Here is a 25,933-nt window from a genome sequence, read left to right as displayed (position 1 = left end):
CATGACCTGCGAAGCATCTATTGAATTACGAGATCTAAAACTCCAAACCCAGATTGGTACATACAAAACCGATGACATCATCCCTCATAGTCATTTATTGGATCTCACGCTTTGGATTGACTCGAATCTCGTGTTTATTTCCGAGGACAAGATGAGTAATGTCTTTGATTACGACCCTCTTGTACTTGAGATTACGAGGCTAGCTAGTAATTGTCATTATGAAACTCAAGAAAGACTGATGAGCAGAATCGTTGAAGCTTGCGCCAATTATCCTGAGATTCAATCGCTAGATATCGGCCTTAGAAAATCTCCCGTTCACAATAACTCGGGCTCGCTTGGCGTTAGACTAAGTCTTGATGAGGAAGCTTTATTGCAATTAAGAAGCTAAATCTTATTTATTGATAAATTACTGCTGCAGTATTTATCAGCGATAGGAGGCGCCTTGCTTGCCATCACCACTATCCAAAAGATGCCCAGTTTTCACAAAGATAGTGCAGCCCTCTTTGCTAAACGGTTGATGCAGACTCATGTGAGGGCTCCTGATCCAAGAGCCGGCAGGATAGCGCCCATGCTCATCTTCAAACACCCCATCCACCACAAAGATTTCTTCGCCGCCGTAATGCTCATGCGGATTGAAATACGTTTGAGGCGCCCAACGCACTAAGGTTGAACCGCTACCTTGCTGCATGAGTGGCATCACATTTAGCCCAGGAACCATGCCCTGGTACCAAGGTGTAGTTTTGGTATCGATTACCTCTCGCACCACCTGATCTGGACCAAGATGCCGCAACTTCACAAACAGAGTACAGCCAGACTTGCTAAATGGCGCATGAGAAGATCCCGGGGGATTCATGAGGTAAGTACCAGCAGGATAGTCACCTGTCTCATCGCTAAACACCCCATCTAAAACCAAGATCTCCTCACCAAATTCATGGGTGTGGGTTTTAAATTGGGTGCCAGGCTGATAGCGCACGATAGAAGTCGCTTTTGCCACCTCATCGCCTATACGGTCAAGTATGCGCCGCTCAACCCCTGGCTCAGAACTAGGGATCCAAGGCAAATCATGATGGTTAATGACGACTCGTTGGCTGTAATCAGAATTGATATTCACTTGGTATATTTTATATATGCAAACATCCCTAAGCATAGCAAGCTAATGGGATAGGCGCTTAAAGGAGAAAAAGGGGTGCATACCCTCTAATACAAACTACGCTACAGTCTCATGAATACACTGCACTTAGTTATTGATTATCGGTTTAAAAGGGTTTCATGAGCATACTTCCCAATCCATTTAGCGCACTTGTCATCGGAGCATCGGGGACTATTGGCTCCCATTTTGTAAAACTATTGGAGAGTGATACATCTTGCTCCAGAGTAATTGGCATTCATCGAAATTCTGATCATGCAATTGACTACTCTCAACCTGAAACTATTGAAGCCTCCGCAAGCAGTCTGGCTGAGTTGGGGCCATTTCAACTAATCATTAATGCTATTGGTGTCTTGCACTCGGAACAATGGATGCCTGAAAAGAAATTAGATGATTTAAATTCAGCTCAACTGGCCGAGATGTTCAATACAAACACCATTGGTCCAGCCCTAACAATCAAGCATTTCTCAAAAGTCCTGGACCAAAAGCATGGAGTTATGGCAACCCTCTCTGCTAAAGTGGGCAGTATTGAAGATAATCGACTGGGTGGTTGGTATAGCTATAGAGCTTCAAAAGCCGCGCTCAACATGATCATCAAAACAGCCTCTATCGAATTTGCAAGAACCAAACCCAATATTGCTTTGATTGCTCTCCACCCCGGCACCGTGAAATCTGGATTGTCACAGCCTTTTCGTGGCCAACAAATCGGCAGAGATCCCTTAGAGGCTGTGACTGATATGTTCAACGTACTTGCGAATGTAAATAAGGAAGATTCAGGCAGCTTTCTGACTTACTCAGGAGAAAAACTGCCTTGGTAGCAATTAGAGCCCGTCTAGATTCATCTCGCTACAACACCTATAGGCAACTGAAAATTACTCAGTAACTTGAACACCCTTCCAAAATGCAATATACCCAGCAATATTATTTGCAGCTGATTTAGGTTCAGGGTAATACCATGCAGCATCTTTGTTTGATTGACCGTTGACCTCTACGTCATAGTAACTAGCGGTGCCCTTCCAAGAGCACACAGTATGTTTTTCTGACTTCTTAAAAAACTGCATATTTAAGCTAGCAGGTGGAAAGTAATGATTGCCCTCCACCACAATAGTTGCATTTGAATCCCCCAAAACTTCGTTATTCCAAATAGCCTTCATACCATCTCCTTGTGAAGATTTAGCATAAAGCAAATATCAACTTTATGCTGTATAAAGATTGACGACTTTAATGTTTAATCTGTCATCAAAAATTCATGCAAATACCGACTTCTTCAACAAATTCCGCCACAATTGATCATGATTTTATTCCTGAGATAGAGTTGGGCTTACTGGCTGAGAACGCCTCTATTTCTCCAAAGTTTTTATACGACCCCTTAGGGTCACACCTCTTTACTGCCATTACTCTATTGCCAGAGTACTACCCAACCAATACTGAAAAAAATATTTTTTCTCAATACAAAGATCAAATTTCACAAGCGGTGGGTATTGGTGGCACCCTAATTGATTTAGGCGCTGGAAATTGCCAAAAAGCAGAATCTTTTTTTGAATCTCTTAAGCCCTCGAACTATCTGGCGATTGATTTTTCGGTCGAGTATTTGCAAGATGCATTAAATAAGCTTGCGGGAAAATATCCGCATATTCTGATGCAATGCATTGGTATGGATTTTTCCAAGCAACTTATCATTCCCGACTCCATTGCACCGACTAAAAGGACTTTCTTTTATCCAGGCTCTAGCCTTGGAAATTTCCTCCCATCAGAAGCACTTCATTTGCTCAGTCAAATCAAGAATCAAGCCAATGATGGCGGCTTGTTAATTGGCGTGGACTTGATGAAAGAGGATGCAGTGCTGATGACAGCATATGATGACCCTCTAAAAGTAACGGCTGCTTTCAACCTTAATATTCTCCGGTCGACCAACTCGCATCTGAACTCTAATTTCAAGGTAGAACAATTCAGACATGTAGCCAAAGTAAATCATGCAGAAAATAGGGTTGAGCTTTATTTGGAAGCGCTCGAGAACGTAATAGTTTCATGGCCAGGAAAATCCAGGGAATTTAAAAAAGGTGAGTTGATTCACACAGAGAATTCACACAAGTACACTATTGAATCTATCAAGCAATTACTGATGAGTGCTGGTTTTGAAACTACACAAATCTGGACTGATCCCAAAAACTATTTCGCGGTGATTTATGCTAAATAACACCTCGTATCAAATACCCTCAGCAGATGGGCTACTAGAGCAATTCTATAGCTCAAGAAAGTATTCTGTAGATCTCATTGCGAATTTGAGCGCAGAAGACTGCCAAGCACAATCCATGGAGGATGCGAGTCCCGCTAAGTGGCATTTAGCACACGTCACTTGGTTTTATGAAGTAATGGTTCTGAGAGCTTTTGAAAAGAACTTTTCTTTTTGGAATCCTGAATTCGCTGTTTTATTTAATAGCTATTACAACGGGGTCGGAGATAAGCATCCACGTAGTAAGCGCGGCCTATTAACACGCCCCTCTCTCCAGCAAGTACTAGAATGGCGTAAAAATATTGAAGATCGAGTTCAGACTCTCTTAAAAGAAAATTGTTCTGAAGAGCTGCTTTGGCTAATACAGCTTGGAATCAACCATGAACAGCAACATCAAGAGTTGCTATTAACAGACATTCACCATCTTTTTTCTAACAACTCACTTTGGCCAATCTACACCCCTAAAAACAACGAGCTCTCCTCAGTAGAGAAGCCATTTGAATGGATAGAGGGTGCCAGTGGGCTAGTTCAAGTTGGCCACAAAGGGAACAGTTTTCATTTCGATAACGAAGGCCCACAACATTCCGCGCTAAATCAAATCCATTCGATTGGCAGTCGACTCGTGAGTAATTTAGAGTGGCTTCAATTTATTGAGGCTGGTGGCTATGATAATTTTCAATGGTGGTTAGATGCAGGATGGGCATGGCTTAAGGCGGAAAAGATTACTGCTCCACTGTATTGGAATAAAGATAGTCAAAATCAGATGTTGCGCTTTTCGCTGAATGGCAATACACCACTTAATCCACACGCACCAGTATCAAATATCAGCTATTTTGAAGCAGATGCTTTTGCGCGCTGGGCCAGCCAAAATCTCGCTGGCTTTGCTGGAGCTCGTCTACCCACTGAATTTGAATGGGAGGTATTTGCACAATCGCATTTTGAGTCTATCGATGATCTATTTGGCAAAGCCTGGCAATGGACTAGCAGTAACTACACCCCCTATCCTGGCTATCAGCCCTGGGGTGGCATTGCAGGCGAATACAACGGTAAATTTATGGTCAACCAGATGGTACTCAAAGGTAGCTCTACTTACACACCTGCAGGGCACTCAAGAATTACGTATCGTAATTTTTTTCCAACACATGCACGTTGGCAAATGACGGGCTTAAGGCTTGCTAAAGATGGCATTTGATTTTGATACCCCTACCGATCGATTAAAGACGGACTCTATTCGCTGGGATATTGCCCACAGCAAAGAGGTGCTTCCTTTATGGGTGGCGGATATGGATTTTAAATCCCCGCCCTGCGTGATTCAAGCGCTAAACGAGAGAGTGCAACAAGGAATTTATGGCTATACCCATAGCCCCAATCAAATGAACAGGATGATTGCAGACTATTTGCAAGAACAATACCAATGGACCATAGATCCCGATTGGATTGTGATCCTACCTAGTGTTGTTTCTGGACTTTATACAGCCGTCCAGCAACTCACCAACAAAGATGATGGCGTTCTCGTTCCCAATCCTGTCTACCATCATCTACGTCTTGCTTGCACCACTGCCAATAGATTACTTCAAGAAATGCCACTGGCATTAAAAGAGGGTCGATGGGTTTTACCGAGTGATCAGTTTTTGGAAATTATTAGTGCTAAGACTAAATTGGCCTTATTTTGCAACCCCCAAAATCCAGGCTCTACTGTATTTACCAGGGATGAGCTAAAAGAATTTGGTAATTTTTGCGTTCAGAATGATTTATGGATTTGTTCGGATGAGATTCATGCAGGTCTTGTGCTGGCTGAGGACAGAAAACACATCCCCCTCGCTAGTATTAGTAAAGAAATTTCAGAGAAGACTGTTACCTTAATGTCCTTAAATAAGACCTTTAACTTCCCTGGCATCGGCCTCGCTTGGGCAATTGCAGAAAACCCAGTCTTACGTAATGCAATGCAGGTTGACCTTCATAGAACCATTGCTCCGCCCTCTTTGCTAGCCTATACAGCAACAATGGCAGCAATGAAGGAAGGTGAACCTTGGAGAAAAGCCTTGATTGAATACTTGAGAAAGAATCGGGCTTTGATTCAAGAAAGAATTGGCAGCATTTCTGGATTAAGCCTAGATAAAATGGAAGGCAGCTATTTGGCCTGGATTGATTGCACTGAACTTAAGAACCAAAACCCCTATCAACTCCTACTAGATGCTGGCTTAGCCACTTCACCAGGTAGTCAATTTGGTAGAGATCAATTTGTGAGGCTCAACTTTGGAACACAAAGAAGTCGATTAAATGACGCTTTAGATATTATTCAAAAGACCTGCTCATAAAAACAGATGAAACCAATTATTAAAATAGACTTTGTATCCGATATCGCCTGCCCTTGGTGTGCTGTTGGTCTTGGTAATCTTAACCAGGCAATGGAAGAGCTAAAGGATAAGGTGGATTTTGAAGTGCACTTCCGTCCATTTGAGCTTAATCCAAATATGCCCCAGGGCGGTCAAGATGCCATTGAGCATCTTACGGAAAAGTATGGGTTAACAGTAGACCAAGTCAAAGTTAATCAAGCCAACATTAGAACTAAGGCATTAGAGGCTGGATTTGAGTTTCATCCAGAGGGTCGCAAACGGGTTTACAACACCTTTGATTCTCATCGCCTTTTATATTGGGCGGCCAAAGAATATGACTTGAAAAAACAAGCTGCATTAAAAGCAGAATTATTTAAAACCTACTTCTGCCTTGCGGTTAATTTAGATGATCAGAAAAATCTATTAGATGCAGTAAATCGTGCTGGCTTAGACCCTGAAAAGGCGCAGGCAATTCTAGATGGAGATGAATTCGAAGGTGAAGTGAGAGCAGAAGAGGCAGTCTATACGAATGCAGGAATCAGCTCTGTACCCTCCATCATCCTTAATGATCAATACCTTTTGCAAGGTGCACAGCCTCCTGAGTCATTCATCAATGCATTTGAGCAGCTAATTCAGAAAACTTGAAAATAAACTATCTGCGATAAATCACTTGCCTTGCTTAAGAACTACCTTGCTATGCTGCTCTTTATCAGGCTCAGGTCTTGTTCCAGAAATATAGGCTTTTGCGGCACTGTAAACATATTTCAATGCCTGCATATGCATGAGATTGCAAATCTCACTACCTTGGTTCGATTCCAGGTTTCCGCCTCCAAATTCAGCGTTCGACTACAAGTACTCTGAACACCTTAAGCATCCCCTTTCAAGCTACTGATTAAGATTTTTTACAGTGGCTTGATTTCTAATATCATTAGCGCTTATGACTAACATCCTCTCTATTTCCCATCTCAATAAGATTTATCAGTCTGGCTTCCAGGCCCTAAAAGACATTAATTTAGAAATATCCAAAGGTGAGATCTTTGCTCTGCTTGGACAAAATGGTGCAGGAAAAACCACTCTCATCAGCATTATTTGCGGAATCGTGAGCCCCAGCAGCGGTCTGATTTTAGTAGATGGTAAAGATATCATTGGCGATTACCGCGAGGCTAGAGAGTTAATTGGCCTCGTACCTCAAGAGCTCGCTACCGACTCTTTTGAAACTGTTTGGAATACCGTAACATTTAGTCGGGGCTTGTATGGGAAAGCGCCTAATCCGGCCTTCATTGAAAGGATTCTGAAAGACTTGTCCCTATGGGATAAACGTCATAACAAGATCATGACACTATCTGGTGGTATGAAGCGCCGAGTGATGATTGCAAAAGCACTCTCCCATGAACCCAGCATTCTTTTTCTGGACGAGCCCACTGCTGGAGTGGATGTCAGCCTCAGAAAAGATATGTGGAATTTGGTCAAAATTCTAAAAGACAACGGCACTACCGTCATTCTCACGACTCACTATATTGAAGAGGCTGAAGACATGGCAGACCGCATTGGCATTATTCGTAGCGGCGAGCTCATCATGGTGGACGACAAATTAGCCCTCATGAATAAATTGGGTAAAAAGGAGTTAACCCTTCAACTACAAAGCCCGCTCCAGAGCCTGCCGAGGGAGTTGGATTTACCGAGTCTAAGTCTTTCAGAAGATAAATATGAGCTTACTTATCGCTTTGACTCCAAAGACGAAGATATTGATATTGCACAGCTACTTCAAAAGATCACAAGCCTAGGCATTATCTTTAAGGACCTCCATACAAAACAGAGTTCATTAGAAGAAATCTTTGTAAATCTCGTTAACTCAGAGGAAGATACCCATGAAGCTTAATTACCATGGTGTACGGTCTATTTATAAATTTGAGATGGCAAGAACACGGCGCACGTTAATGCAAAGCATTATTGCTCCTGTTATCTCGACATCCTTGTACTTTATTGTATTTGGTTCTGCGATTGGTTCACGCATGACCCAGATGGAGGGGATCTCCTATGGGGCATTTATCGTGCCTGGCCTAATCATGCTTTCACTGCTCACACAAAGTATTTCTAATGCCTCATTTGGAATCTACTTTCCTAAATTTAGCGGAACCATTTATGAGATCCTCTCTGCGCCGATATCCCCACTGGAGATTGTGATGGGCTACGTTGGTGCTGCAGCAAGTAAATCGATTATTTTGGGCTTAATCATTCTGGCTACTGCTACTTTTTTTGTACCACTGCAAATAGACCATCCTTTATGGATGCTATTTTATTTGGTGATCACGTCAATCACTTTCAGCATGATTGGTTTCATCATTGGGATATGGGCAGATGGCTTTGAAAAACTCCAAGTGGTACCTCTACTCATCATTACACCGCTGACTTTCCTGGGTGGAAGCTTTTATTCGATCTCTGTTTTGCCACCCTTCTGGCAAAAAGTAGCCCTACTCAACCCAGTTGTATATCTCATTAGTGGCTTTCGCTGGAGCTTTTATGGCATTGAGGACGTGTCGCTTTGGGTAAGCCTAGGAATGACAATGTCTTTTTTAGCAATATCAATTGCCGTTGTCATTTGGATCTTTAGAACCGGTTACCGTCTTAAGAAATAATCTGGAAAAGACAAAACCCTCAACATTGCTGATGAGGGTTTGCTTTTTTGGTGGGTTGATCAGGACTTGAACTTAGAACTAGGCGCTCTATTTTGAAAGCGCCTAAATTTAAAAATGGTTTTCAATGATCATCTCTGATTTAGGGATGAATCCTGGCTTTGGCCATGCTGGTTTAACACCCTTACCAACGACCAACATAGCAGCAATGGCATAGTCTTTAGGTAAATGAATCAGCTCTGCCACCTTATCAAAATCAAAGCCCACCATTGGGCATGAGTCATAGCCCATAGCCTTAGCAGATAGCATCATAGTTTGTAACATGATGCCAGCAGAGCGCATTGCTTCATCTCTTTGTAGCTGCTCTTTTCCAGAGTAAAAAGGATGAATCCAAGGAACTAAAATATCTTGCGCTTCTTTAGGCGCATTTACCCAATATCGAGCAGGATCTTTTTCCCATGCCTTGATATCAACAGTCACTACAAATAATAGAGATCCATCAGTTACTTGAGCTTGATTATGAGCGGCCTCTCGCAGTTCTGCTCTTAAAGCCTTGTCTGTAACATTTACCAAACGCCAGTGTTGGATATTGAATGAGGATGGCGCTTGCATAGCGAGATCTAACAGCTGGTCAGTCTCTTGCTTAGTAAATTCATGGCTTGGGTCAAAGTGCTTAACAGCTCTACGTTCGCGGATTGCATCAAATGTATTCATATTTTTTCCTAAAGTGGTTATTTGAATATTAAAAAATTATTCTTTTACTGGTGGCGTAGCGCGATATTGACCCTGAAAGGCAAGCATCCAACCCGGATACTCAGGCGACAAAGCGCTAACTTCATCCAGGGACTTAAGCTCATCTTCTGTCAGGGCTAGCTTGCCGGCAGCAATATTGTCTTTTAATTGCTCTAATTTGCGAGCGCCAATAATGATGGTAGATACCGCTTTTTTAGACAAGATGTATGCAAGCGCCACCTGAGCGACAGAGATACCATGCGCCTTAGCAATTGGCGTCATCGCATCAATGCAGGTAAACGCCTTGTCTTTGTTAATCGGCGGGAAATCAAAATTGGAACGTCTTGCACCATCAGGATTTGTCTTATCTCGATTAAATTTACCGGAGAGGTAACCACCGGCTAACGGACTCCATACCATCAGCCCTAATTGCTGATCTTGGACCAATGGGAATATCTCCCGCTCAAGATCCCGACCAGCAATAGAGTAGTAAGACTGCACACTTGCAAACTCAGCAAAGCCTTTTTGCCGTGAAATACCTATTGCCTTCATCACTTGCCATGCTGCCATATTGCATAAACCAATATAGCGAATCTTACCCATTCGAACTAGATCATTTAGAGCTGATAGCGATTCCTCAAATGGCGTTAATGGATCAAAGCCGTGTACTTGGTAGAGATCAATATGATCTAACTGTAAACGCTTCAAACTTGCATTAACTTCATTAAATATATGGAAACGGGACTGGCCTCTTCCGTTGGGAGTTTCGTCCATGATCCCAGTAGATTTGGTCGCAATCACCAACTGATCTCGTGGCAAGCCACAATCTTTAATTGCTTGACCTAGCAAGGCTTCGGATTGACCCATCGAATAGACATTAGCCGTATCGAAAAAATTAATACCACTATCAAATGAAGTCTTTACCAGCTCATTAACAGCTTTTTGCTGCAAGCCACCCATGACCTCCCAAAATCCTTGTGCGCCAAAAGTCATCGTACCTAAGCAGAGCTCGGAAACATAAAGTCCTGTATTGCCCAATAAACGATATTTCATCAAAGCTCCTAAATAAACTATTTGGTAATTTGTCTCGAACAATTTTAGGTCAGCTGGATTAAACTTGCTGAGAACTTGCAAAGGTAAAAAATGACTGATACAACTGAATACACGCCACCCAAAGTCTGGGCTTGGGAAAAGCCAAATGGCGGTCAATTTGCAAACGTCAATCGACCTACCGCGGGATCCAGAGAGAAAAAAGAATTACCTATTGGGCGCCATCCTATACAACTGTATTCAATGGGTACGCCTAATGGCGTCAAAGTAACCATCATGCTCGAAGAGCTTCTTGCCCTTGGTCGCATTGGTGCTGAGTATGACGCCTGGTTGATTAGGATTAGCGAAGGCGATCAATTTGGCTCGGGTTTTGTAAAGATCAATCCGAACTCAAAAATTCCGGCGCTCCTTGATCGCAGCAAATCACCCCCCATTCCTATTTTTGAATCCGGCTCAATTTTGCTTTATCTTGCCGAGAAATTTGATGCCTTCCTGCCCAAAGATATAGCTACTCGTACCGAAACAATGAATTGGCTTTTCTGGCAAATGGGTAGCGCACCTTACTTAGGTGGAGGCTTTGGACACTTCTATGCCTATGCCCCCTTCAAAATGGAATACCCCATTGACCGATTTGCGATGGAAACCAAGCGCCAACTGGATGTTCTAGATCAACGTTTAGCTGAAAATGAATATCTTGCTGGCAAGGAATACACCATCGCAGATATTGCTGTTTTTCCTTGGTATGGTGCCCTTGTTAAAGGATGGCTTTATGGAGCTGCAGAATTCCTCAGCGTACACGAATATGTAAACGTTCAGCGATGGGCAGATAGAATTCTTGAGCGCCCTGCCGTAAAACGAGGTCGTATTGTTAACCGCACTTGGGGTGAACCATCCGAACAACTTCTTGAACGTCATGACTCAAGTGACTTTGATAACAAATCGTTGTAAAGATTAAATCTTCAATCAATGTGTTACGCGATAGCTGAGACTCCGCTTAAAGCCTGAGCTTTTCGATATTCAATTCCTTTACCAATTACTTATGCATCAATTAATCTTGTGGGTAGATTCATAGTTAATCCATTGCGATTGAGCTGTCTGCATAAGCTCATACTTTTCTTTATTTGCCTCGCCTATGGTAATTTTTCTAGTTAACAAGTTCTGATAAACCACATCGACTTGGCTATAAAAGCTCTGGTAGATACCCGCTAACTCCGGCACAGGAAAATGACTAGATATTGCTCGACATTCATTTGTGGAGGCTAAGTAGGCCGTTAGTGCCCTTGCTTCTTCATCCGTAATTTTGTTTTCAGTAGTGAATAAATTCATCTTATGATCTGACTTGGGCACGATTTCAAATAACTCATTATTGACAACCTTTGCGGCATCACTCTTCTTGGTCTGATTGATGCAATTAGCAAATTGCTTTTGTGCCTCAGATATTTGTTGACGAACGGTTGGCTCTGGCGTTGCCTGAAACATAGCATTTTGAGAATAAGTCAAACCCACCATCCCCACAGTAGTGAGTATCGCTGCTAATAGTTGCTTTTTCATGATGCTCCTGAGGTTAAAAAAGCCCCGAAAACTCTTTTGAGTTCAAGGGGCAAGGGAGAATACTGTAGATTAAATAGTGGAGAGGCTTAATTCAGACAAGGCATCAATCCGATGCAACTCATCATCCTGGGAAGCTATTAGGTGCTGACCTAGCAAGACGGAAGCGGCAATAACCACAAACGCTATCAATGCGGCAAGCTTGGGGTGCAATCTTGCTAAAACCAAAACTTCGGAGAGCCCATGATTTGGCTTTTCAGTCTTAGCAACCGTTCTTTGCCAATCTTGATAAATGCGTTGTTCAAAATGGGTAGATGGCTCTTGAACTTCGATTTGATCTAACGCTTTCTTTAAATGTTTTTTATCATTCGCTCGCATGAGATTCACCTTTTTCTAATTCCATCTTAAGTTTCAACTTAGCCCTATATAACAATTGATCGACGCTATTCTTATTCATACCCATTGCCAGACCAACTTCTTCTGCCGTCATATCTTGATATGCCCACATCAACATTGCCATTCTTTGTTTTCTACTTAAAACATCCATTGCCTTTTTAATGCTTTCTGGGCTGACGCCCTCTGCGATACTCCACTCAATCTCTTTCATGGGTTGATGCTCAATCTCATCAAACTCCTCGAAGAATCCCCTATTAATACTTTTGATCCTATCCAAACAAAGATTGCTCACGATCGCGTAAAAGTAAGTAACAAGTCCCGACTTTCCCGCAAACGAATCGGCACTTTTCCACAAGCGGATAAAGGCCTCTTGTACGACATCTTCTGCGTCTTCTTTGTTGCCAAGCATCTTCCAGGCCAAAGAATATGCGGGGGAACTCAGTAGGCGAATGACTTCTTTTGACGCCTTGAAATCCCCCGCTACAGCTCCTTTTAATAAAGCCTGCTCGATGCGGTGTTGCTTACTAGGAAATAAAGTCAAACTGGTCCTTAATTGCTCATTGGCTTATTCCAATGCTCTTTTTCATTAGGATGCGCCTTCATCCACTCTTCGCGTTCTTTTTTCATCTCAAGGCGCTCTTCTGGCGTCATTGCGGCAATCATGGCTTTGCGGTTCTCGCGTAGCTCTTTCTTTTGTTCGGGGCTTAATGCCTGCCACTGAGCGTGCATTTTGTCGCGCAATGCCTTACGATCTTCAGGGCTAAGCGCCTTAAATTTGGCATGAAGTTTTTGGCGATATGCACGGCGCTCTTCTGGAGTGGCTTGTTTAAATTGCTCTCGCAAATCCTTGGACATTTGCAGGCGTTGCTCAAAGGTCATATTAGCAACTACCTGGGGATCTTGCGGCTCTGGTAAGGCGGCGCTGGCAATGCCAATGGCACTCACCATCAATACACTAGCCATAATTAGACCTTGCATCGTTCTTTTCATTTATATCTCCTTGTTTGTTACTACTTAGACGCGAGCACCTATAGAAAACTTACGGCCAAGACAAAATAATTATTTTCTTTTTAGAGTAAGTATTTTTCAAAATTACTGTCTAACAAGAGTTAGAGACATCCAGTTGAGAGAAAAATGAATCGGGCCATCATGCTTTTGCGCTCAATTATCTTGAGTTTTCTAGTTTTAGTAGCAATTTTGCCCATTAAGGAGTCTTTTGCTCAATGGGGCGGATCTCAAGGCTCTGGAATCCCAGGAATGCCTGGAATGCGAAGGGGCGCCGGGCGCAATGCCTCTAATCCCGACTCTTCCAGCACATCGGCAAATACCCATATCTCAATGCCTGCTCCAGGCTCACATCTGCTTACTTATGAGCAAATCGAAACTGGATTATCTCGCCTTGAGGAAAGCCTTAAGCTAACACCCGAACAAAGCAAGGCTTGGGGTAATTTTGCAATCAAGGTGAGACTTTATGCGAGTGATGTTGCCAAAGAAAGAGCTAAATTGAATAACGATAGTTCCGCCACTATTGATGGACTGAAATTTCTAAGCCAATCTACCGAAGATGCAAAAAATCGATATACCAGCTTAAAAGAGGTTGATGAGGCTGCGAAACCGCTTTACAAATTATTGACTTCTGAGCAAAAGGCATCTTTTGATAGCAAAGTACCTACTTTTATTAATGCAAGTCAAAAAAGGCTGATGCCAAGCCAACCAAACTACAACTTGCCAGAACTCGGTGGATCACCGTCGCCCAACCAAAACTCTGGGTCAGGCACTTTACCAGGCTACGTTCACCAGTAAATGCGTAACCCCAACAATCTAAGTGGTCATATTCTGCCGACTTCAGGCGCAATGCTTGGTGTATGTATGACCGTTATCAGCATTGTGAAACTGACTCAGGCCAACAGAGGCATGGCCTATTGGGTAGATGACCTCCTAGCTCTAGATGCCCTCATCTTTCTAGCAAGCTCTATCTTTTCATACCTATCCATTCGAAGTAATTCAAAGAAGGTTTATTTTGAAGATATTGCGGATAAGTTCTTTATGCTCGCATTGATCTGCATGGGTGCCGCAGTCTTACTTCTGACATATGAAATTGTGTAGGCGGTGTGATGGTTGCATCTGGCCGTAAGCAGTCCTTAAATATTGGATACAACAATCTACAAGTAGTTCATCGCTTCAATGGCAGACCTATATATCTAGTGGGTTTGCCATGGAAGATGTGTGAAGATTGCTTCCACACTTTGTTGCAGAGAAAGAAAAACGACTTAGGAATTTCTCCCTAAGCCGTTGATTTCATTGGCGGGCCCACCAGGACTTGAACCTGGGACCAAAGGATTCCGGTTTGTGTAATTTTCATTACTCCCCGGACTATGTCTTCATAGTATTCATCCCTGAACTTATGTGGGTGCCGTCTAGTTTTTATGCCAAATTACTTTGAGCAGCCTTAATCATTTTTTTAACCTCTAGGCCCTCATTAATAGAGTGAATTTTAATTTGAGGGTTTTGTTTTACAAAAACTCGAAATACTTCATCTGCGAATGCTTGACCAATTGACTCAACACCCTTAAAGTCCAATAACACAGTCTTAAAACGATCCACGCGATTTAGAATTCTTTTCGCCTGTGAACGCGAAATAAGCTGCCCGCCTTCGTACAGAGCCAGCTTAACTGGAACAATGGTTTTATTAAACGCGTAATCCTCGTCTTCCGTTCCGCTAAAACTATCAAATAGTTCACGCAGTATTCTTTGGGAGTTGAGTGCAATTTTCATGACCACCCGCGTGCCTTTATGACTCTTGTCGTTATGAAGCAAGAAGTCCATATCCGAACCATCGGCATGTGTAAAAACTAAATCGCCAGAAAAAATAAAGAATTCATCAAAAGCACGGGATGAGAAAAAAATTCCTTGACCAGTATGATTACTTGGATCAGTAGTGAGCTTTCCTTTGCTCAACTCCAAAATAGACTCACGTGGATCATGCAACTTTAATAATCTGGCGATATGGTTAAAAATTCCTTCGCCATTATCAACAATTGATATTGACACAAAATCGGGCGTCCTCTCAACATGAATGTAGACCTCAGTACCTTCCGAATGATCAATGGCGTTGTTAAGCATTTCAGTAAAACCGTAATGGCAAATATTGGCAATTTCTTTAGGCAAGCCATTAAATATTTCTCCAAAATCACGTGAATAGACTTCAGACTCCTCCAGTCCCTTTAATTTAAATAGGCCATCGTGAAATCGTTTTACGCCCAACTGATATAAACGTGCCTTCGTACTGCCACTGGAAGCTAAAAATCCATCTCTGACCAACGCTGCAAAATGCGCATGAATAGCCTGCCTAGTAAGGCCAAACCGTTTCATCGCAGCATGAGCTAAATCGAGCTGATTGGTTTTAACGCCATCCACCAAGAACTGACGTACTTCTTGGGAACGCTTTGTATTGGCAAATTTCATGTCTATTTTTGTAAAGTATTATGAGGTTATTGTAAAGTTTTATGAAATTATTGTAAAGTTTTTGATTGAGGATTGACAAGAAACCTTAAATAAATAGTCCTTTTATGCACTCTGAGGCCTTTTTAGCCTTATTCACAGCCAAATCAAGCTGAGTCTCTTTAGTAGTAGCCCGTATCCACTTGTTATCTACCTTATAGCGACATTGCCATACAGCACTATGCTCGCGTTGATAGAGGGTTAGGTTACGGTGTATGAGTTGATGTGTACTTTCTTTTTTATTTGACATACACATACTTTAGCTTCGGCCCACCAGCTTGAGCAACCTGATTGGAGGAAAAACAGGGGTCAATTTAGCCAAAAGAAAGTATGGCTATATATGGTGATTATTGGGGTGTTTATGGGGTACTACGAAGGGACAAGCGTTACTTAAAGTAACGCTTGGATTTATGGGTTTCAATACAATTCAAATGCTTGATACTACATATGGTAAAAAGTAAGGCGACCTTAGACCTAATCAAGAGATACTTTCCAATGTTTTATTTACACTGCTCAAAACAATTATTAGATCGGGTACCTTCAGGCGTCAACGAACCCGCCGGGAAGGGAGACAATATTTTGGGTAATTGGTATGCTAAGGCAATATTTTCAAAACCACAGGTAGCCTTATTTGTAAATGAAAGAACCCTGCTACCAGTGTTGATGCCTCTAGCCCCAGCATCGAACTTGGTAGAACGATTCCCACAATACCTATTTAAGATCTTGCTATCTCAAGGTGTAAGTGAAGCTTTTATGCAACAGGAATTAGATCATCTTGATAAAGTGGTGTATTGCAAATCAACTAATCGCAGCATCATTGGTATTTTGAATATGTTCACCTATCACCTAGAAGGCTATCAGTCCATGCATTATGCAGATGATTGCTACTCACTCTCAATGATGATGGCCGATACTCCCTGTGGACCACTTTACAAAAGTACAATCACACCTGGTAATGCTCTGAGAGAATTTGCATCGAGTGGGCAGATTCACTAGCTTGATAAAACTGTTACTTAAAGTAACGCTCAAAAGACAAAACCCCCACCATTGCTGATGAGGGTTTGCTTTTCTGGTGGGCCCACCAGGACTTGAACCTGGGACCAAAGGATTCCGGTTTGTGTAGCTTTCACTACTCCCTGGACTATGCCTTCATCATATTCAAACTTAACGTCTGAACTTAGATGGGTGCCGTCTAGTCTCTACACCTTCAACAGCACTTTCACGCTGAAGCTTGGCTCGGCGTTAGCGTATCTATTACTAGACTTAGCTTTCTCCGAATTTGACACCATCCCTTATGCAGTTTCCACGCATAAGGCACAACTTTCGCTATGAGTCCTCTGCTCCAACCAACTGAGCTATAGGCCCTAAAACTTTCATTTACTACACACCTTTTTACGGATGCTTTACTTCTTAAAACCACACTAAATCCGCATTTACTACACACCTCAGTTTTTGCTTCGGTGTGTAAGCGGTGTGTAAGCAATTTTGACCGCCTAATTCACCACTAACCTCTTGAATCTATTGAGGTCTTAACTACAAGACCCCTAGGGCTTCTTTCTTATGAGAGCAGAAGCCCATGATAGAGCCATATAAACACGGGGTCTGCGGGTGGTCAGTGTCGGTGTGCAAGCAAATGTGTAAGCAAATTCAGGGATTTAAAAGAAGTGGTCTCTCGGTCTTTGGTTTCGAAAACCAAAGGATTTTGGAACAACCATCTAGCACTTCGTTGCTCCAAAGTACTTTTTGGTAAACGAGCGTTACTTTAAGTAACGCTTATCAATTACTTACTCAAGAAAACTTTAGGCTTGCTGGCGAACTAACCTTTTTAGTGGTTTCGCCATACTGGATCACATCACCAATCATTTCAGCAGTACAGGCAGATAAGGTCCAACCTAAATGGCCATGACCAGTGTTGTAATACACATTAGGTTTACTACCCAAGCCTACTTTTGGCATCATTGTTGGCATCATTGGACGTAATCCAGCCCAAGGCACTACCGAGCGAGTGCTAACTTCAGGGAAGCATTGGTTAACCCAATCAATCAAAGGCTTGATACGATCCGCGCGGATATCTCGATTGATACCGTTAAATTCTGCAGTCCCTGCAACGCGGAATCGATCTGCCCCAAGACGACTAGTAACGAGCTTAGTTTCATCATCAAGCAGGCTCACATTCGGGGCACCCTCTTGGCTAGCTTTATCAGTCAAATTCACCGTTATTGAATAGCCCTTAACCGGATAGACATTGACGCGATCACCTAACTGCGAAGCAAGATCACGACTTCCAACCCCAGCACACACAACGACATTATCAAAAACAAGCTGACTCGCTTGCCCATCTTTGCTCAGGGTTAAGTTCACACGATTGCCATCGGACTGAACAGAAAGCACTTCATGCTCATAAATGGTTTTAACACCCAAGTTTGCAGCAGCCTCTGACAACCCATGAGTGAACTTATGAATATCACCTGTGGAATCGCTTTCGGTGTAATAACCACCATAATATTTACCGGCTAGCGTAGGCTCAATTTCTTTCATCTCTTGAGGTGTAACGGCAGTACGCCCTAGCCCACCTTCAGCGAGCATCTTAGAGACTTTGCCTGCATGCTCAAAGCCAGCCTGGTCACGATAAATATGCAAGATACCTTCGCGCTTTAAATCAAAATCAATACCCTCTTGCTTTGCCCAAGCAAATAGATGCTTTCTTGCTTCAATTGCCATATGTGCAGTCTGAACGGTATTGCTCTTATAGTTCGGAATCGAGGCAATGAACTCTGCGAACCATGAAATCTTGTGCCAATCAGGCTTGAGATTGATCAAAAGTGGTGCATCTTTTTTAAAGACCCACTTCATACCTTTCATGATCGTTGACCAGTGGTTCCAGACCTCTGCATTAGATGCAGAAAGTTGGCCGCCATTAGCAAAGGATGTTTCCATGCCAGCATAACGATGACGCTCAATTAAAGTGACATCGTAGCCACGCTTCGCCAAAACATAAGCGGTCGTAACGCCTGTGATGCCACCACCAATAATTACAAATGATTTCATTTTTAGATCCTTCAAACGTCAGGGTTACCCATTGCAGATGCTCAAGGGGCCCCCTCTGTTCTGGACCTGAGAGATTCGCAAATATTTAATATTTGCTTGCTCCTTCGGTGTTATTGGATGACGAATACCCAATATCTCTTCAGAGTTTAAAGATCATTTCGGTTCTTTTGCCTGAGAGTTTCCGGGGCGGTTGCTCCTTCGGCGTTGCTGTAAAAGCAATCTCTCCCGAGAATGATTTAAATACTTTTAATACTATACCTTCAAATACTAAGTCTTCAAATATTGCTTCACCAGTTCAGACCAAAATGTTGCGCCAATCGCAATATTTCCATCATTAAAGTCGTAGGCAGGGTTATGCACCATACAAGTTCCTGGTGTATCCCCATTGCCAATAAAAAGATAGGAGCCAGGGATTTTCTCGAGCATAAATGCAAAATCTTCGCTGCCTGATAATGCCGGTCCTTGGCGCGTAATAGCTGCTTCGCCAAAGAGATCAGCCGCCACATTCCGCGCAAACTCTGTTTCTGCCGCTGAATTTACTAAGACCGCATAACCCCTTTTCCAATTCACTACTGCAGTAAGTCCAAAACTTTCTGCTTGTGACTGCACAAGTTCCTTAATTCTTTTTTCCAGATCAATTCTGACCTGAGGATCTAATGCGCGAACGCTTAACTCTAATTTTGCACGTGCTGGAATTACATTGTTAGCATGGCCAGCATTAAATGCCCCCACTGTAATTACCGCCGATTGTTGTGGGTCAACGTTCCTAGACACAATAGTTTGCAACGCCATCACAATCGAGGAGGCAGCCACGATTGGATCAGATGCTCTATGTGGCATTCCCCCATGACCTCCTACGCCTAAGATCTCTATAGTTGCATAGTCACTAGATGACATGGTTGGACCATCACGAAAAATAAAGTGGCCAACCGCATATCCAGGCATATTGTGTATGGCAAAGATGGCATCGCAAGGGAAGTGTTTAAACAACCCATCCTCCATCATGCGAAGTGCCCCTCCGCCACCTTCTTCAGCCGGTTGGAATATAAGATTTATCGTGCCTGAAAATTCTTTTTTATCAGCAATCTCCTTAGCTGCAGCAAGTAGCATTGCAGTATGTCCGTCATGACCGCAAGCATGCATTACGCCCTCATTCTTGCTAGCCCATTCCAGGTCTGTCTGCTCATTAATAGGCAATGCATCAAGATCAGCCCTTAAGCCAATTGTCATTTCACCATTACCGTTTTTTAGAACACCTACAACGCCTGTTCCGCCTATACCTTCATGTACCTCATAGCCCCAAGACTTTAGTTTTTCAGAAACCAATGCCGCAGTTCTATGTTCTTCAAACGCAAGTTCAGGATGTTGATGAATATCTCTTCTTAGAGAAATAAACTCCTCAACCTCTACCAAATTAACCTCATGCAATTGAGTCATTGATATACCCAATTATTGAGGTTGTAGGTTGATGGATTTTGCAATTGCTCTAAATTGAGCAGTACCGTCACCATAAACTTTATTCAACTCATTTAAGGACAATGGCTTTGCAATCATTAAACTATTGGCATCAAGTCCTGACTTCACAGCTGGGTCTTCAAGTACAACAGCCAAAGCTTTATTCAGAGTTTGCATAATTGGCTCTGGGGTATCTTTCTTCACAAAGTAACCAGTCCAGATGGAGTACACAAAACCCTTAAGACCTTTGCTTTCAGTAACTGCAGGGTAATCTTTAACGCTCTCTAAACGCTTAGAATTCAGCATTGCAAGTATTTTGATTCTTCCCTGCTTAGCCAGCTCATCATGTGATTTGCCATATGGCGCCAAAAAGAAATCGATTTGACCGCCGATTAAATCCTGCAATGCTGGTCCAGCACCTTTGTATGGAACATGTGTCATTGGAATCTTAGTCTCCTTGGACAGTTGCTCACCAAGCAAATGATAAAAAGAACCCGGGCCAACACTTGCATAGGAGAGGGGCTTGCCTTCTTGTGCAGATTTTTTTGCAAATGCTAAAAATGAGTCAACATCCTTCACAGGCATATCACTTCTTACTAAAAAAGCGATTTGTACAGATCCGATCATCTGAACAAGACGAAAATCCTCGCTTTTAAATTTAATTGCTGAATTTGCAAGAGGTCCCAAAATTAACTCATTTGGAGAGCCTTGCATCACTAAGTAACCATCCGCTGGTGCATTTAGCACCTTTTGGGCGGCAATGCCACCACTTGCCCCGCCAATGTTTTCAACAATGACAGCCTCACCTAACTTTTTGGAGAGGGGCGGGCTCACAATACGAGCAATCACATCTGAAACACCGCCCGCAGGATATGGAACAACCAAACTTACCGGCTTAGAGGGAAAGGATTGCGCCATGGCAGTGGTTGCAATGGACACAACACCAAACACAAAGGCAAAAAACTTAGTTAATTTCACAGCAGGACCCCTCTTTTATGAATGTATAGCCTATTCTAGGTATGGTTAAATATAATGTCTAATGCATTTTTATATCATTTACTATAATTTTATGTAATAGCTATTATTGGAGAAACAGCATGACACTAACTCAGCTTAGACACATGAGTGAGCTTGCCAAAACCGGCTCCTTCATTAAGTCATCAGAGAATCTATTTGTTACGCAACCAGCTCTTAGCAGAAGCATTAAATCGCTTGAAGATGAATTGGGTGCAAAATTATTTGATCGACAAGGTAGGCACACGACTCTCACTGCATTTGGTGAAGAAATTTTACGCCGCTCGCAAATTTTGCTGGATTTAGCTAAAGACATCAAAGAGACTAATCGGAATTTCAAAAATGGGCTTAGCGGCCAAATTCGAATCGGCATGGGGTCTGGACCTGGCGCGCTGTTGATGACCAAGCTTTTGGAACATATTGCCGTTCACTATCCCCATCTTCATATTGAAGTTGCAAGAGGGAAAACTGGCATGCTCATTGAGTCGCTGAGAGCAAGAAAATTAGATGCCCTCATTATTAATGCTAGATCAATGAAACCAGCGCAAGATTTAAAAATGGAAGTGATCTACGAAACTCCAGGTGCATTCATGGTTCGCAAAGGACATCCATTAAGAAAGCTAAAAAAGATTTCCATTGATGATCTTAGAAAATATCCTATTGCTTCTACAGCCTTAAGTGAAGAAACAGAAAAGACAATCATTGATCGCTATGGAAAAGACGCTAATCTTGATAATCTGGTCAACATAAAATGCAGTGAAATATCAAGCCTAGTGGAGGTAGCACAGCAGAGCAATACTGTACTACTAGCCATTCGAAATTCAGCACTAGATCTGGAAGAGATTATCCTTACGCCACCATTAAATGCCACTGCTCGATTTGGATTTGTCACCATTGAGAACAGAACTGAGTCACCCCTCCTGCGTCACGTAAGAGACTTTATTGAAAAGGACTTAAGCGAACGACCAAATCAGATGACAATTCAAAAAGAATAAAAAAACCCGCCTCTAGAGGCGGGTCAAACTTTTAATAATGGAGATTTAAGTTTAAAAGGTGTGGCGCATACCTATTGCATAGTTATTTAATCCAGCACTCACTGTTTTACCAGTGGAAGTTGTTGAATTAGATACAGTTGTTTGGCCATAGATTGCATACAAGTTGGTACGCTTACTCAGCCAATAATTAGAGCCAGCTTGCCAACCATTAAAGTTTGCAGTTGGAGAGCCTGATCCCATATAGGTATAGCGCCCAAGCCCTGCAGATGCCCATGCTTCAATTGCAGGAGTGATATAGCTTCGCAACCCAATTTGCTCTGCTGAGCGCCCAAGATAATATCCAGATGAAATTGTCGATGTGGCTTTACGATTCAGGTACTGGGCATAAGCTTTTAATATGCCGAAATCATAAGTAGTACCAGCATAAAATTGGTTATCTTGAACATTTAACGCGTTTCCACCGGGTAATGTAGGCGCAGTAGATGCGCCATTAGCTTGAGCATTAGTCCATTCATGTGAATTTGAAGTTGAAGGAACTGAAGCTGTGTCTGCAGTGGTAAATTGCTTCAAAGCTTGGTAGGCAACTGCTGCATAAAATTTATTATAGGTGTAATCAACACCAAGACCCCATCCACTTGCGTTAGTATTTCCACCCGTAATGGTTGCCCCTGATGTTGTTTGTGTTTCGTTTTTATTATTTAAAGTATAGATACCGCTTGCGGTAAACCCAGCAACTGAATCGGTTTTAAATGACAATGTATTTGCCGTGCGAGCTGTAAAACCAATGTAGCTAGTTCCAGCGCTTGCACCCGCAATTCCCTGCGCACTTGCGTATATGACGTTACCAGTCAGGTTGTTAAAGTTACCTGGATCCGTTGCTAACCCTGCGTTAAAAATTGGTGTGTATTGCAAACCAAGTGCCGCTTGTCCAATACCATTCTTTTTTAGACCAACGAATGACTGTCGATTAAATAAGCCATTATTTACATTGCCACCTAAGTTTGCATCTTGAGGATAAATTTGAAATTCTGTTGTGAAAAATGCGGATGATCCACCACCCAAGTCTTCAATTCCTTTTAGACCAATACGACTAGAGCTCTCTGCATTCTGACCAAATTGACTTACTGTTGTCTTTGTTTCTGCGCCTGTTGTGGGGCTGACTACTCTTGAGTTGCCGCCTACATAACCCGCATCAATAATTCCATACACCGTTACACTTGATTGTGCTTGTACGCCGCTTGCACAAACAGCTGCTAAGCCCGCCGCTGTAATAATCTTTTTCATTTCCTATTTCCTTTACCTTTTAACTTTCAATTAATTTTGGTGACCCGAATGCAAAACCTGCAATCGAAGCCAGTCTAGGTAAAGAACTGAATGATGTCTAATGCATTTTAATGACTATTAATATAATTAAATGTAATACATTGCTATAGTGAAGTAGATAAATGAATTCACAATTAATTTCTAAACTTTTGGACGAAAATTTGTAGCAAAAAAAAATGCCAACAAAGGCTCAAGCTCTGTTGGCATTCAGAATGAAAATGTGGGTAGCTAGATCTTAATCAGCCTTAATTTGATTTACTGAAATAACCTTTCCCCAGCGTTCAATTTCTTTATTTAGATAAACCCCCAGCTCTTCTGGCGATGATCCTATAGGTTCAGCACCAATACTTTCAAACTTATCCTTAATGGCAAGAGTATTCATACTGGCTACCAAGGCTACATTCAACTTCTTAATAATAGGCTTTGGAGTATTCGCTGGCACAAAAACTGCAAACCAAGGCGTGACATCATATCCTGGTAACCCAGACTCAGCAATGGTTGGTATGCCTGGCAAGACCTTAGAGCGCTTGATTGTCGTTAAACCGATTGGCCTTAGCTTTCCAGAAAGAATATGAGGCTTTGCAGAAGTGATGCTGTCAAACATGTAATTCACTTGACCGCCAAGTAAGTCAGTCACTGCTGGGCCGCTACCCTTATAAGGAATATGTTGCATATCTATTTTCGCTAACGACGTAAATACCTCTCCAGCCAAATGAATAGAAGTGCCGTTACCTGCTGACGCATAGGTAATCCTTCCAGGCTGCGCCTTTGCATTTGCTATCACATCCGCAACTGTTTTTACGTTAGGCTGGGTAGCATTAGTAACCAATACATTAGGCACAATAGCAATGAGACTAACGGGCGCAAAATCCTTTATCGGGTCATAGCTTAATTTTGGATATAAAAACTTATTGGTAGCCATGCCAATTGAAGTAATCATCATTGTGTAACCATCAGCTTCAGAACGAGCTACTAATTCCGCTCCAATATTCCCGCCTGCACCGGGCTTATTTTCGACAAAGATTGTCTGACCCAAAGATTTGGAGGAGCTATCTGCAAGTGCGCGTGCAATCACATCCATTGCCCCGCCGGGCGGAAAAGGAACAATCCATTTAATTGGCTTAGTGGGCCATTCCTGCGCATTAGCCATACTGAAGCACAGGAATATTGCAGCAATTCCAATGCCCTTTCCTATCCAGGATGGCTTCCGTTTATTTCCCATCATGCCCACTTTTCCCTGCTAATGAGATTGCAATACATGCAATTGCGCCTGGAATTGCGAATGCATAGAAGTTAAATTCCAATGGCAAACCCAAGCTTAACAAAGTACCGCCTAGCACTGGACCTAAAATAGCGCCCACACGACCAATGCCAGAGGCCCAACCAATACCAGTGGAACGAATTTTTAATGGATAGTATTGCGCAACATAGGCATAGAGCAAGATTTGAGAGCCAATTGTGGTTGCGCCTGCAATAGCTACCAATAGATTTAAAACAATGAATGGACTCTTAACACCTAAGAGACTAATTGAAGCGGCAGCGCAAATAAAGAAAATGGTAAGTACCTTGCGTGGATGGAACTTATCGGCAAGCCAACCACCTCCAACCGCTCCAAAGATAGCGCCAATGTTTAGCACCATCAAGAACATTAGGCTTGAACCCATCTCATACCCAGCTTTGTTCATTAGCTTTGGAAGCCAAGATCCCAATGCATAAACCATTAATAGGCACATAAAGAATGAAGTCCAGAACATTAAAGTACTTAATATGCGACCATCTTTAAAGAGCGAAACCAAAGGTACAGAGCTAGAGGCTTTACCTAATGGATAGATATATTCATTAGAAAGCAATGTGCCGCGCTCTGGGGCGATTTTTTTTAATATTTTTCCAGCATCAGAGTTCCGATTTGATTTAATCAAAAATCCAGGTGACTCAGGCAGATAGTAAAGAATGATTGGTAGCAGCAGCAGTGGAATAATGGCAACGAAAAAAACTGAGGGCCAGCCATAGGTCGGAATTAAATAGATTCCTACGCCAGCCGATAACATACCGCCAACTGAGTAACCGCTAAACATAATCGTTACCAGCAGGCTACGAATTTTTTTAGGTGAATATTCAGTCATCAAAGCAACCACGTTAGGCATTACGCCACCAATACCTAATCCAGCAATAAATCGACAGATACCAAACTGCGTAAGGTTTTCTGCAAAACCATTAATAAAGGTAAAGAAGCTAAACAATGTAACGCACATTGCAATAGTCTTTTTTCTCCCTATCTTGTCTGATAACGGCCCAAAGAACATAGCTCCAAACATCATGCCAAATAATGCATAACTACCCAAAGTCCCTGCCTGCATGGGTGATAACTGCCATTCGGCCATTAATTTAGGCAAAACAACTCCATAGATGACGAGATCGTAACCATCAAAAATGATGATTAGACCGCACCAAAATAAAAGACCCCAGTGAAATTTATTAAACCTCGCTTCGTCTATTAACTTATGAACATCAATTTGACTCAT

At 42.4% G+C, this 25,933-nt stretch carries 30 protein-coding genes and 1 riboswitch; of the genes, 14 read left to right on the top strand and 16 right to left on the bottom strand.

Annotation, left to right across the window (positions count from 1 at the left end):
• Position 1 precedes the first annotated feature (1 nt).
• Entirely contained in the window at positions 2–388 is a 387-nt protein-coding gene (locus ICN34_RS01785; protein ID WP_072583939.1) for a dihydroneopterin aldolase, read from the top strand.
• Between the two features lie 36 nt (positions 389–424).
• Here the strand turns inward: ICN34_RS01785 and ICN34_RS01780 are convergent, their stop codons facing one another.
• The gene (locus ICN34_RS01780; protein ID WP_072583940.1) at positions 425–1,111 is read right to left on the bottom strand and encodes a cupin domain-containing protein; all 687 of its coding nucleotides are present in this window, start codon (positions 1,109–1,111) and stop codon (positions 425–427) included.
• Positions 1,112–1,269: 158 nt separating this feature from the next.
• Here ICN34_RS01780 and ICN34_RS01775 point away from each other — a divergent pair, with 158 nt between their 5' ends.
• The gene (locus ICN34_RS01775; protein WP_216120494.1) at positions 1,270–1,965 is read left to right on the top strand and encodes an SDR family NAD(P)-dependent oxidoreductase; all 696 of its coding nucleotides are present in this window, start codon (positions 1,270–1,272) and stop codon (positions 1,963–1,965) included.
• 54 nt (positions 1,966–2,019) lie between these two features.
• Here the strand turns inward: ICN34_RS01775 and ICN34_RS01770 are convergent, their stop codons facing one another.
• Positions 2,020–2,301, bottom strand: a complete 282-nt coding sequence (locus ICN34_RS01770) for a DUF427 domain-containing protein (protein WP_072583942.1) — start codon at positions 2,299–2,301, stop codon at positions 2,020–2,022.
• Between the two features lie 95 nt (positions 2,302–2,396).
• Between ICN34_RS01770 and egtD the strand changes: the two genes are divergently transcribed.
• The 6 genes from egtD to ICN34_RS01740 all read left to right on the top strand — a co-directional run bounded on the left by egtD (position 2,397) and on the right by ICN34_RS01740 (position 8,352).
• Positions 2,397–3,344 (top strand): L-histidine N(alpha)-methyltransferase, encoded by a 948-nt coding sequence (gene egtD / locus ICN34_RS01765; RefSeq protein WP_216120492.1) that lies wholly within the window; start codon positions 2,397–2,399, stop codon positions 3,342–3,344.
• Positions 3,334–4,572, top strand: coding sequence for an ergothioneine biosynthesis protein EgtB (egtB, locus tag ICN34_RS01760; protein ID WP_216120490.1), 1,239 nt, complete (start codon positions 3,334–3,336; stop codon positions 4,570–4,572). The genes egtD and egtB overlap by 11 nt, the downstream gene beginning before the upstream one ends.
• Positions 4,562–5,698 (top strand): MalY/PatB family protein, encoded by a 1,137-nt coding sequence (locus ICN34_RS01755; RefSeq protein ID WP_216120488.1) that lies wholly within the window; start codon positions 4,562–4,564, stop codon positions 5,696–5,698. Before egtB ends, ICN34_RS01755 begins: the two co-directional genes overlap by 11 nt.
• Before the next feature lie 6 nt (positions 5,699–5,704).
• Complete coding sequence (locus tag ICN34_RS01750; RefSeq protein ID WP_216120486.1) at positions 5,705–6,361, top strand: DsbA family oxidoreductase; 657 nt, start codon at positions 5,705–5,707, stop codon at positions 6,359–6,361.
• Positions 6,362–6,653: 292 nt separating this feature from the next.
• Positions 6,654–7,595, top strand: coding sequence for an ABC transporter ATP-binding protein (locus ICN34_RS01745; RefSeq protein WP_216120484.1), 942 nt, complete (start codon positions 6,654–6,656; stop codon positions 7,593–7,595).
• Entirely contained in the window at positions 7,585–8,352 is a 768-nt protein-coding gene (locus ICN34_RS01740) for an ABC transporter permease (protein ID WP_072583949.1), read from the top strand. The genes ICN34_RS01745 and ICN34_RS01740 overlap by 11 nt, the downstream gene beginning before the upstream one ends.
• 108 nt (positions 8,353–8,460) lie before the next feature.
• Here ICN34_RS01740 and ICN34_RS01735 read toward each other — a convergent pair whose 3' ends face one another.
• Both ICN34_RS01735 and ICN34_RS01730 read right to left on the bottom strand, forming a co-directional pair.
• A complete protein-coding gene (locus ICN34_RS01735) occupies positions 8,461–9,063 on the bottom strand; it encodes a nitroreductase family protein (RefSeq protein WP_216120482.1) in 603 nt (200 codons plus the stop codon).
• Positions 9,064–9,099: 36 nt separating this feature from the next.
• On the bottom strand, positions 9,100–10,134 hold the full coding sequence (locus ICN34_RS01730; protein WP_216120480.1) for an aldo/keto reductase: 1,035 nt from the start codon (positions 10,132–10,134) through the stop codon (positions 9,100–9,102).
• Positions 10,135–10,224: 90 nt separating this feature from the next.
• On the opposite strand from ICN34_RS01730, the gene yghU reads away from it, so the two are divergent.
• Positions 10,225–11,079 (top strand): glutathione-dependent disulfide-bond oxidoreductase, encoded by an 855-nt coding sequence (gene yghU / locus ICN34_RS01725; RefSeq protein ID WP_216120477.1) that lies wholly within the window; start codon positions 10,225–10,227, stop codon positions 11,077–11,079.
• 96 nt (positions 11,080–11,175) lie between these two features.
• On the opposite strand, the gene ICN34_RS01720 is transcribed toward yghU, so the two are convergent.
• The 4 genes from ICN34_RS01720 to ICN34_RS01705 all read right to left on the bottom strand — a co-directional run bounded on the left by ICN34_RS01720 (position 11,176) and on the right by ICN34_RS01705 (position 13,065).
• Positions 11,176–11,682 (bottom strand): hypothetical protein, encoded by a 507-nt coding sequence (locus ICN34_RS01720; protein ID WP_216120475.1) that lies wholly within the window; start codon positions 11,680–11,682, stop codon positions 11,176–11,178.
• Between the two features lie 69 nt (positions 11,683–11,751).
• Positions 11,752–12,057: a hypothetical protein gene (locus ICN34_RS01715; RefSeq protein WP_216120473.1), complete on the bottom strand. Its 306-nt coding sequence runs from the start codon at positions 12,055–12,057 to the stop codon at positions 11,752–11,754.
• Entirely contained in the window at positions 12,044–12,616 is a 573-nt protein-coding gene (locus ICN34_RS01710; RefSeq protein WP_216120471.1) for an RNA polymerase sigma factor, read from the bottom strand. The genes ICN34_RS01715 and ICN34_RS01710 overlap by 14 nt, the downstream gene beginning before the upstream one ends.
• Positions 12,617–12,624: 8 nt before the next feature.
• Positions 12,625–13,065, bottom strand: a complete 441-nt coding sequence (locus ICN34_RS01705; protein ID WP_216120469.1) for a DUF3106 domain-containing protein — start codon at positions 13,063–13,065, stop codon at positions 12,625–12,627.
• A 144-nt stretch (positions 13,066–13,209) separates the two neighbouring features.
• On the opposite strand from ICN34_RS01705, the gene ICN34_RS01700 reads away from it, so the two are divergent.
• Genes ICN34_RS01700 through ICN34_RS01690 form a run of 3 tightly spaced genes read left to right on the top strand, consistent with a single transcriptional unit; the run spans position 13,210 to position 14,363 of the window.
• The gene (locus tag ICN34_RS01700; protein ID WP_216120467.1) at positions 13,210–13,878 is read left to right on the top strand and encodes a Spy/CpxP family protein refolding chaperone; all 669 of its coding nucleotides are present in this window, start codon (positions 13,210–13,212) and stop codon (positions 13,876–13,878) included.
• Positions 13,879–14,181: a hypothetical protein gene (locus ICN34_RS01695; protein ID WP_072583958.1), complete on the top strand. Its 303-nt coding sequence runs from the start codon at positions 13,879–13,881 to the stop codon at positions 14,179–14,181.
• An 8-nt stretch (positions 14,182–14,189) separates the two neighbouring features.
• Positions 14,190–14,363, top strand: a complete 174-nt coding sequence (locus tag ICN34_RS01690; RefSeq protein WP_158009063.1) for a hypothetical protein — start codon at positions 14,190–14,192, stop codon at positions 14,361–14,363.
• A 136-nt stretch (positions 14,364–14,499) separates the two neighbouring features.
• Here ICN34_RS01690 and ICN34_RS01685 read toward each other — a convergent pair whose 3' ends face one another.
• Both ICN34_RS01685 and ICN34_RS01680 read right to left on the bottom strand, forming a co-directional pair.
• Complete coding sequence (locus ICN34_RS01685; protein WP_216120465.1) at positions 14,500–15,540, bottom strand: STAS-like domain-containing protein; 1,041 nt, start codon at positions 15,538–15,540, stop codon at positions 14,500–14,502.
• An 85-nt stretch (positions 15,541–15,625) separates the two neighbouring features.
• Complete coding sequence (locus ICN34_RS01680; protein WP_216120463.1) at positions 15,626–15,826, bottom strand: hypothetical protein; 201 nt, start codon at positions 15,824–15,826, stop codon at positions 15,626–15,628.
• Between the two features lie 245 nt (positions 15,827–16,071).
• Between ICN34_RS01680 and ICN34_RS01675 the strand changes: the two genes are divergently transcribed.
• On the top strand, positions 16,072–16,572 hold the full coding sequence (locus tag ICN34_RS01675; protein ID WP_215292738.1) for a hypothetical protein: 501 nt from the start codon (positions 16,072–16,074) through the stop codon (positions 16,570–16,572).
• Between the two features lie 792 nt (positions 16,573–17,364).
• Here the strand turns inward: ICN34_RS01675 and ICN34_RS01670 are convergent.
• From ICN34_RS01670 to ICN34_RS01660, 3 genes are all read right to left on the bottom strand, one after another.
• The gene (locus ICN34_RS01670) at positions 17,365–18,624 is read right to left on the bottom strand and encodes a D-amino acid dehydrogenase (RefSeq protein WP_216120461.1); all 1,260 of its coding nucleotides are present in this window, start codon (positions 18,622–18,624) and stop codon (positions 17,365–17,367) included.
• 149 nt (positions 18,625–18,773) lie between these two features.
• Positions 18,774–18,862: riboswitch (glycine riboswitch) on the bottom strand.
• A gap of 29 nt (positions 18,863–18,891) precedes the next feature.
• Positions 18,892–20,061, bottom strand: coding sequence for a M20 aminoacylase family protein (locus ICN34_RS01665; RefSeq protein WP_216120458.1), 1,170 nt, complete (start codon positions 20,059–20,061; stop codon positions 18,892–18,894).
• Positions 20,062–20,073: 12 nt separating this feature from the next.
• Positions 20,074–21,057: a Bug family tripartite tricarboxylate transporter substrate binding protein gene (locus ICN34_RS01660; protein ID WP_370623943.1), complete on the bottom strand. Its 984-nt coding sequence runs from the start codon at positions 21,055–21,057 to the stop codon at positions 20,074–20,076.
• A 119-nt stretch (positions 21,058–21,176) separates the two neighbouring features.
• Between ICN34_RS01660 and ICN34_RS01655 the strand changes: the two genes are divergently transcribed.
• Positions 21,177–22,088: a LysR family transcriptional regulator gene (locus tag ICN34_RS01655; protein ID WP_216120457.1), complete on the top strand. Its 912-nt coding sequence runs from the start codon at positions 21,177–21,179 to the stop codon at positions 22,086–22,088.
• Positions 22,089–22,139: 51 nt separating this feature from the next.
• On the opposite strand, the gene ICN34_RS01650 is transcribed toward ICN34_RS01655, so the two are convergent.
• The 3 genes from ICN34_RS01650 to ICN34_RS01640 form a co-directional block, all read right to left on the bottom strand.
• Entirely contained in the window at positions 22,140–23,372 is a 1,233-nt protein-coding gene (locus ICN34_RS01650) for a porin (protein ID WP_216120455.1), read from the bottom strand.
• A 274-nt stretch (positions 23,373–23,646) separates the two neighbouring features.
• A complete protein-coding gene (locus ICN34_RS01645; RefSeq protein ID WP_255538549.1) occupies positions 23,647–24,636 on the bottom strand; it encodes a tripartite tricarboxylate transporter substrate binding protein in 990 nt (329 codons plus the stop codon).
• Positions 24,623–25,933 carry an aromatic acid/H+ symport family MFS transporter gene (locus ICN34_RS01640; RefSeq protein ID WP_216120453.1) on the bottom strand — a complete coding sequence of 437 codons (1,311 nt, stop codon included), beginning with the start codon at positions 25,931–25,933 and terminating at the stop codon, positions 24,623–24,625. Before ICN34_RS01640 ends, ICN34_RS01645 begins: the two co-directional genes overlap by 14 nt.

This window comes from Polynucleobacter sp. Tro8-14-1, assembly GCF_018881655.1.
Lineage (GTDB): Bacteria > Pseudomonadota > Gammaproteobacteria > Burkholderiales > Burkholderiaceae > Polynucleobacter.
Note: the sequence above shows the minus strand (reverse complement) of the source record. Positions and strands in the feature narration are given on the sequence as shown.

Bases quoted from the DNA above. Each gene is read 5' to 3' on its own strand.
- ICN34_RS01690 (WP_158009063.1), top strand. From the start codon at position 14,190: ATGGTTGCATCTGGCCGTAAGCAGTCCTTAAATATTGGATACAACAAT.
- ICN34_RS01740 (WP_072583949.1), top strand. From the start codon at position 7,585: ATGAAGCTTAATTACCATGGTGTACGGTCTATTTATAAATTTGAGATG.
- ICN34_RS01745 (WP_216120484.1), top strand. From the start codon at position 6,654: ATGACTAACATCCTCTCTATTTCCCATCTCAATAAGATTTATCAGTCT.
- ICN34_RS01775 (WP_216120494.1), top strand. From the start codon at position 1,270: ATGAGCATACTTCCCAATCCATTTAGCGCACTTGTCATCGGAGCATCG.
- ICN34_RS01720 (WP_216120475.1), bottom strand. From the start codon at position 11,682: ATGAAAAAGCAACTATTAGCAGCGATACTCACTACTGTGGGGATGGTG.
- yghU (WP_216120477.1), top strand. From the start codon at position 10,225: ATGACTGATACAACTGAATACACGCCACCCAAAGTCTGGGCTTGGGAA.
- ICN34_RS01675 (WP_215292738.1), top strand. From the start codon at position 16,072: ATGTTTTATTTACACTGCTCAAAACAATTATTAGATCGGGTACCTTCA.
- egtB (WP_216120490.1), top strand. From the start codon at position 3,334: ATGCTAAATAACACCTCGTATCAAATACCCTCAGCAGATGGGCTACTA.
- ICN34_RS01650 (WP_216120455.1), bottom strand. From the start codon at position 23,372: ATGAAAAAGATTATTACAGCGGCGGGCTTAGCAGCTGTTTGTGCAAGC.
- ICN34_RS01755 (WP_216120488.1), top strand. From the start codon at position 4,562: ATGGCATTTGATTTTGATACCCCTACCGATCGATTAAAGACGGACTCT.
- ICN34_RS01785 (WP_072583939.1), top strand. From the start codon at position 2: ATGACCTGCGAAGCATCTATTGAATTACGAGATCTAAAACTCCAAACC.
- ICN34_RS01730 (WP_216120480.1), bottom strand. From the start codon at position 10,134: ATGAAATATCGTTTATTGGGCAATACAGGACTTTATGTTTCCGAGCTC.
- ICN34_RS01655 (WP_216120457.1), top strand. From the start codon at position 21,177: ATGACACTAACTCAGCTTAGACACATGAGTGAGCTTGCCAAAACCGGC.
- ICN34_RS01680 (WP_216120463.1), bottom strand. From the start codon at position 15,826: ATGTCAAATAAAAAAGAAAGTACACATCAACTCATACACCGTAACCTA.
- ICN34_RS01715 (WP_216120473.1), bottom strand. From the start codon at position 12,057: ATGCGAGCGAATGATAAAAAACATTTAAAGAAAGCGTTAGATCAAATC.
- ICN34_RS01700 (WP_216120467.1), top strand. From the start codon at position 13,210: ATGAATCGGGCCATCATGCTTTTGCGCTCAATTATCTTGAGTTTTCTA.
- ICN34_RS01685 (WP_216120465.1), bottom strand. From the start codon at position 15,540: ATGAAATTTGCCAATACAAAGCGTTCCCAAGAAGTACGTCAGTTCTTG.
- ICN34_RS01770 (WP_072583942.1), bottom strand. From the start codon at position 2,301: ATGAAGGCTATTTGGAATAACGAAGTTTTGGGGGATTCAAATGCAACT.
- ICN34_RS01735 (WP_216120482.1), bottom strand. From the start codon at position 9,063: ATGAATACATTTGATGCAATCCGCGAACGTAGAGCTGTTAAGCACTTT.
- ICN34_RS01645 (WP_255538549.1), bottom strand. From the start codon at position 24,636: ATGATGGGAAATAAACGGAAGCCATCCTGGATAGGAAAGGGCATTGGA.
- ICN34_RS01695 (WP_072583958.1), top strand. From the start codon at position 13,879: ATGCGTAACCCCAACAATCTAAGTGGTCATATTCTGCCGACTTCAGGC.
- ICN34_RS01665 (WP_216120458.1), bottom strand. From the start codon at position 20,061: ATGACTCAATTGCATGAGGTTAATTTGGTAGAGGTTGAGGAGTTTATT.
- ICN34_RS01670 (WP_216120461.1), bottom strand. From the start codon at position 18,624: ATGAAATCATTTGTAATTATTGGTGGTGGCATCACAGGCGTTACGACC.
- ICN34_RS01750 (WP_216120486.1), top strand. From the start codon at position 5,705: ATGAAACCAATTATTAAAATAGACTTTGTATCCGATATCGCCTGCCCT.
- egtD (WP_216120492.1), top strand. From the start codon at position 2,397: ATGCAAATACCGACTTCTTCAACAAATTCCGCCACAATTGATCATGAT.
- ICN34_RS01705 (WP_216120469.1), bottom strand. From the start codon at position 13,065: ATGAAAAGAACGATGCAAGGTCTAATTATGGCTAGTGTATTGATGGTG.
- ICN34_RS01640 (WP_216120453.1), bottom strand. From the start codon at position 25,933: ATGAGTCAAATTGATGTTCATAAGTTAATAGACGAAGCGAGGTTTAAT.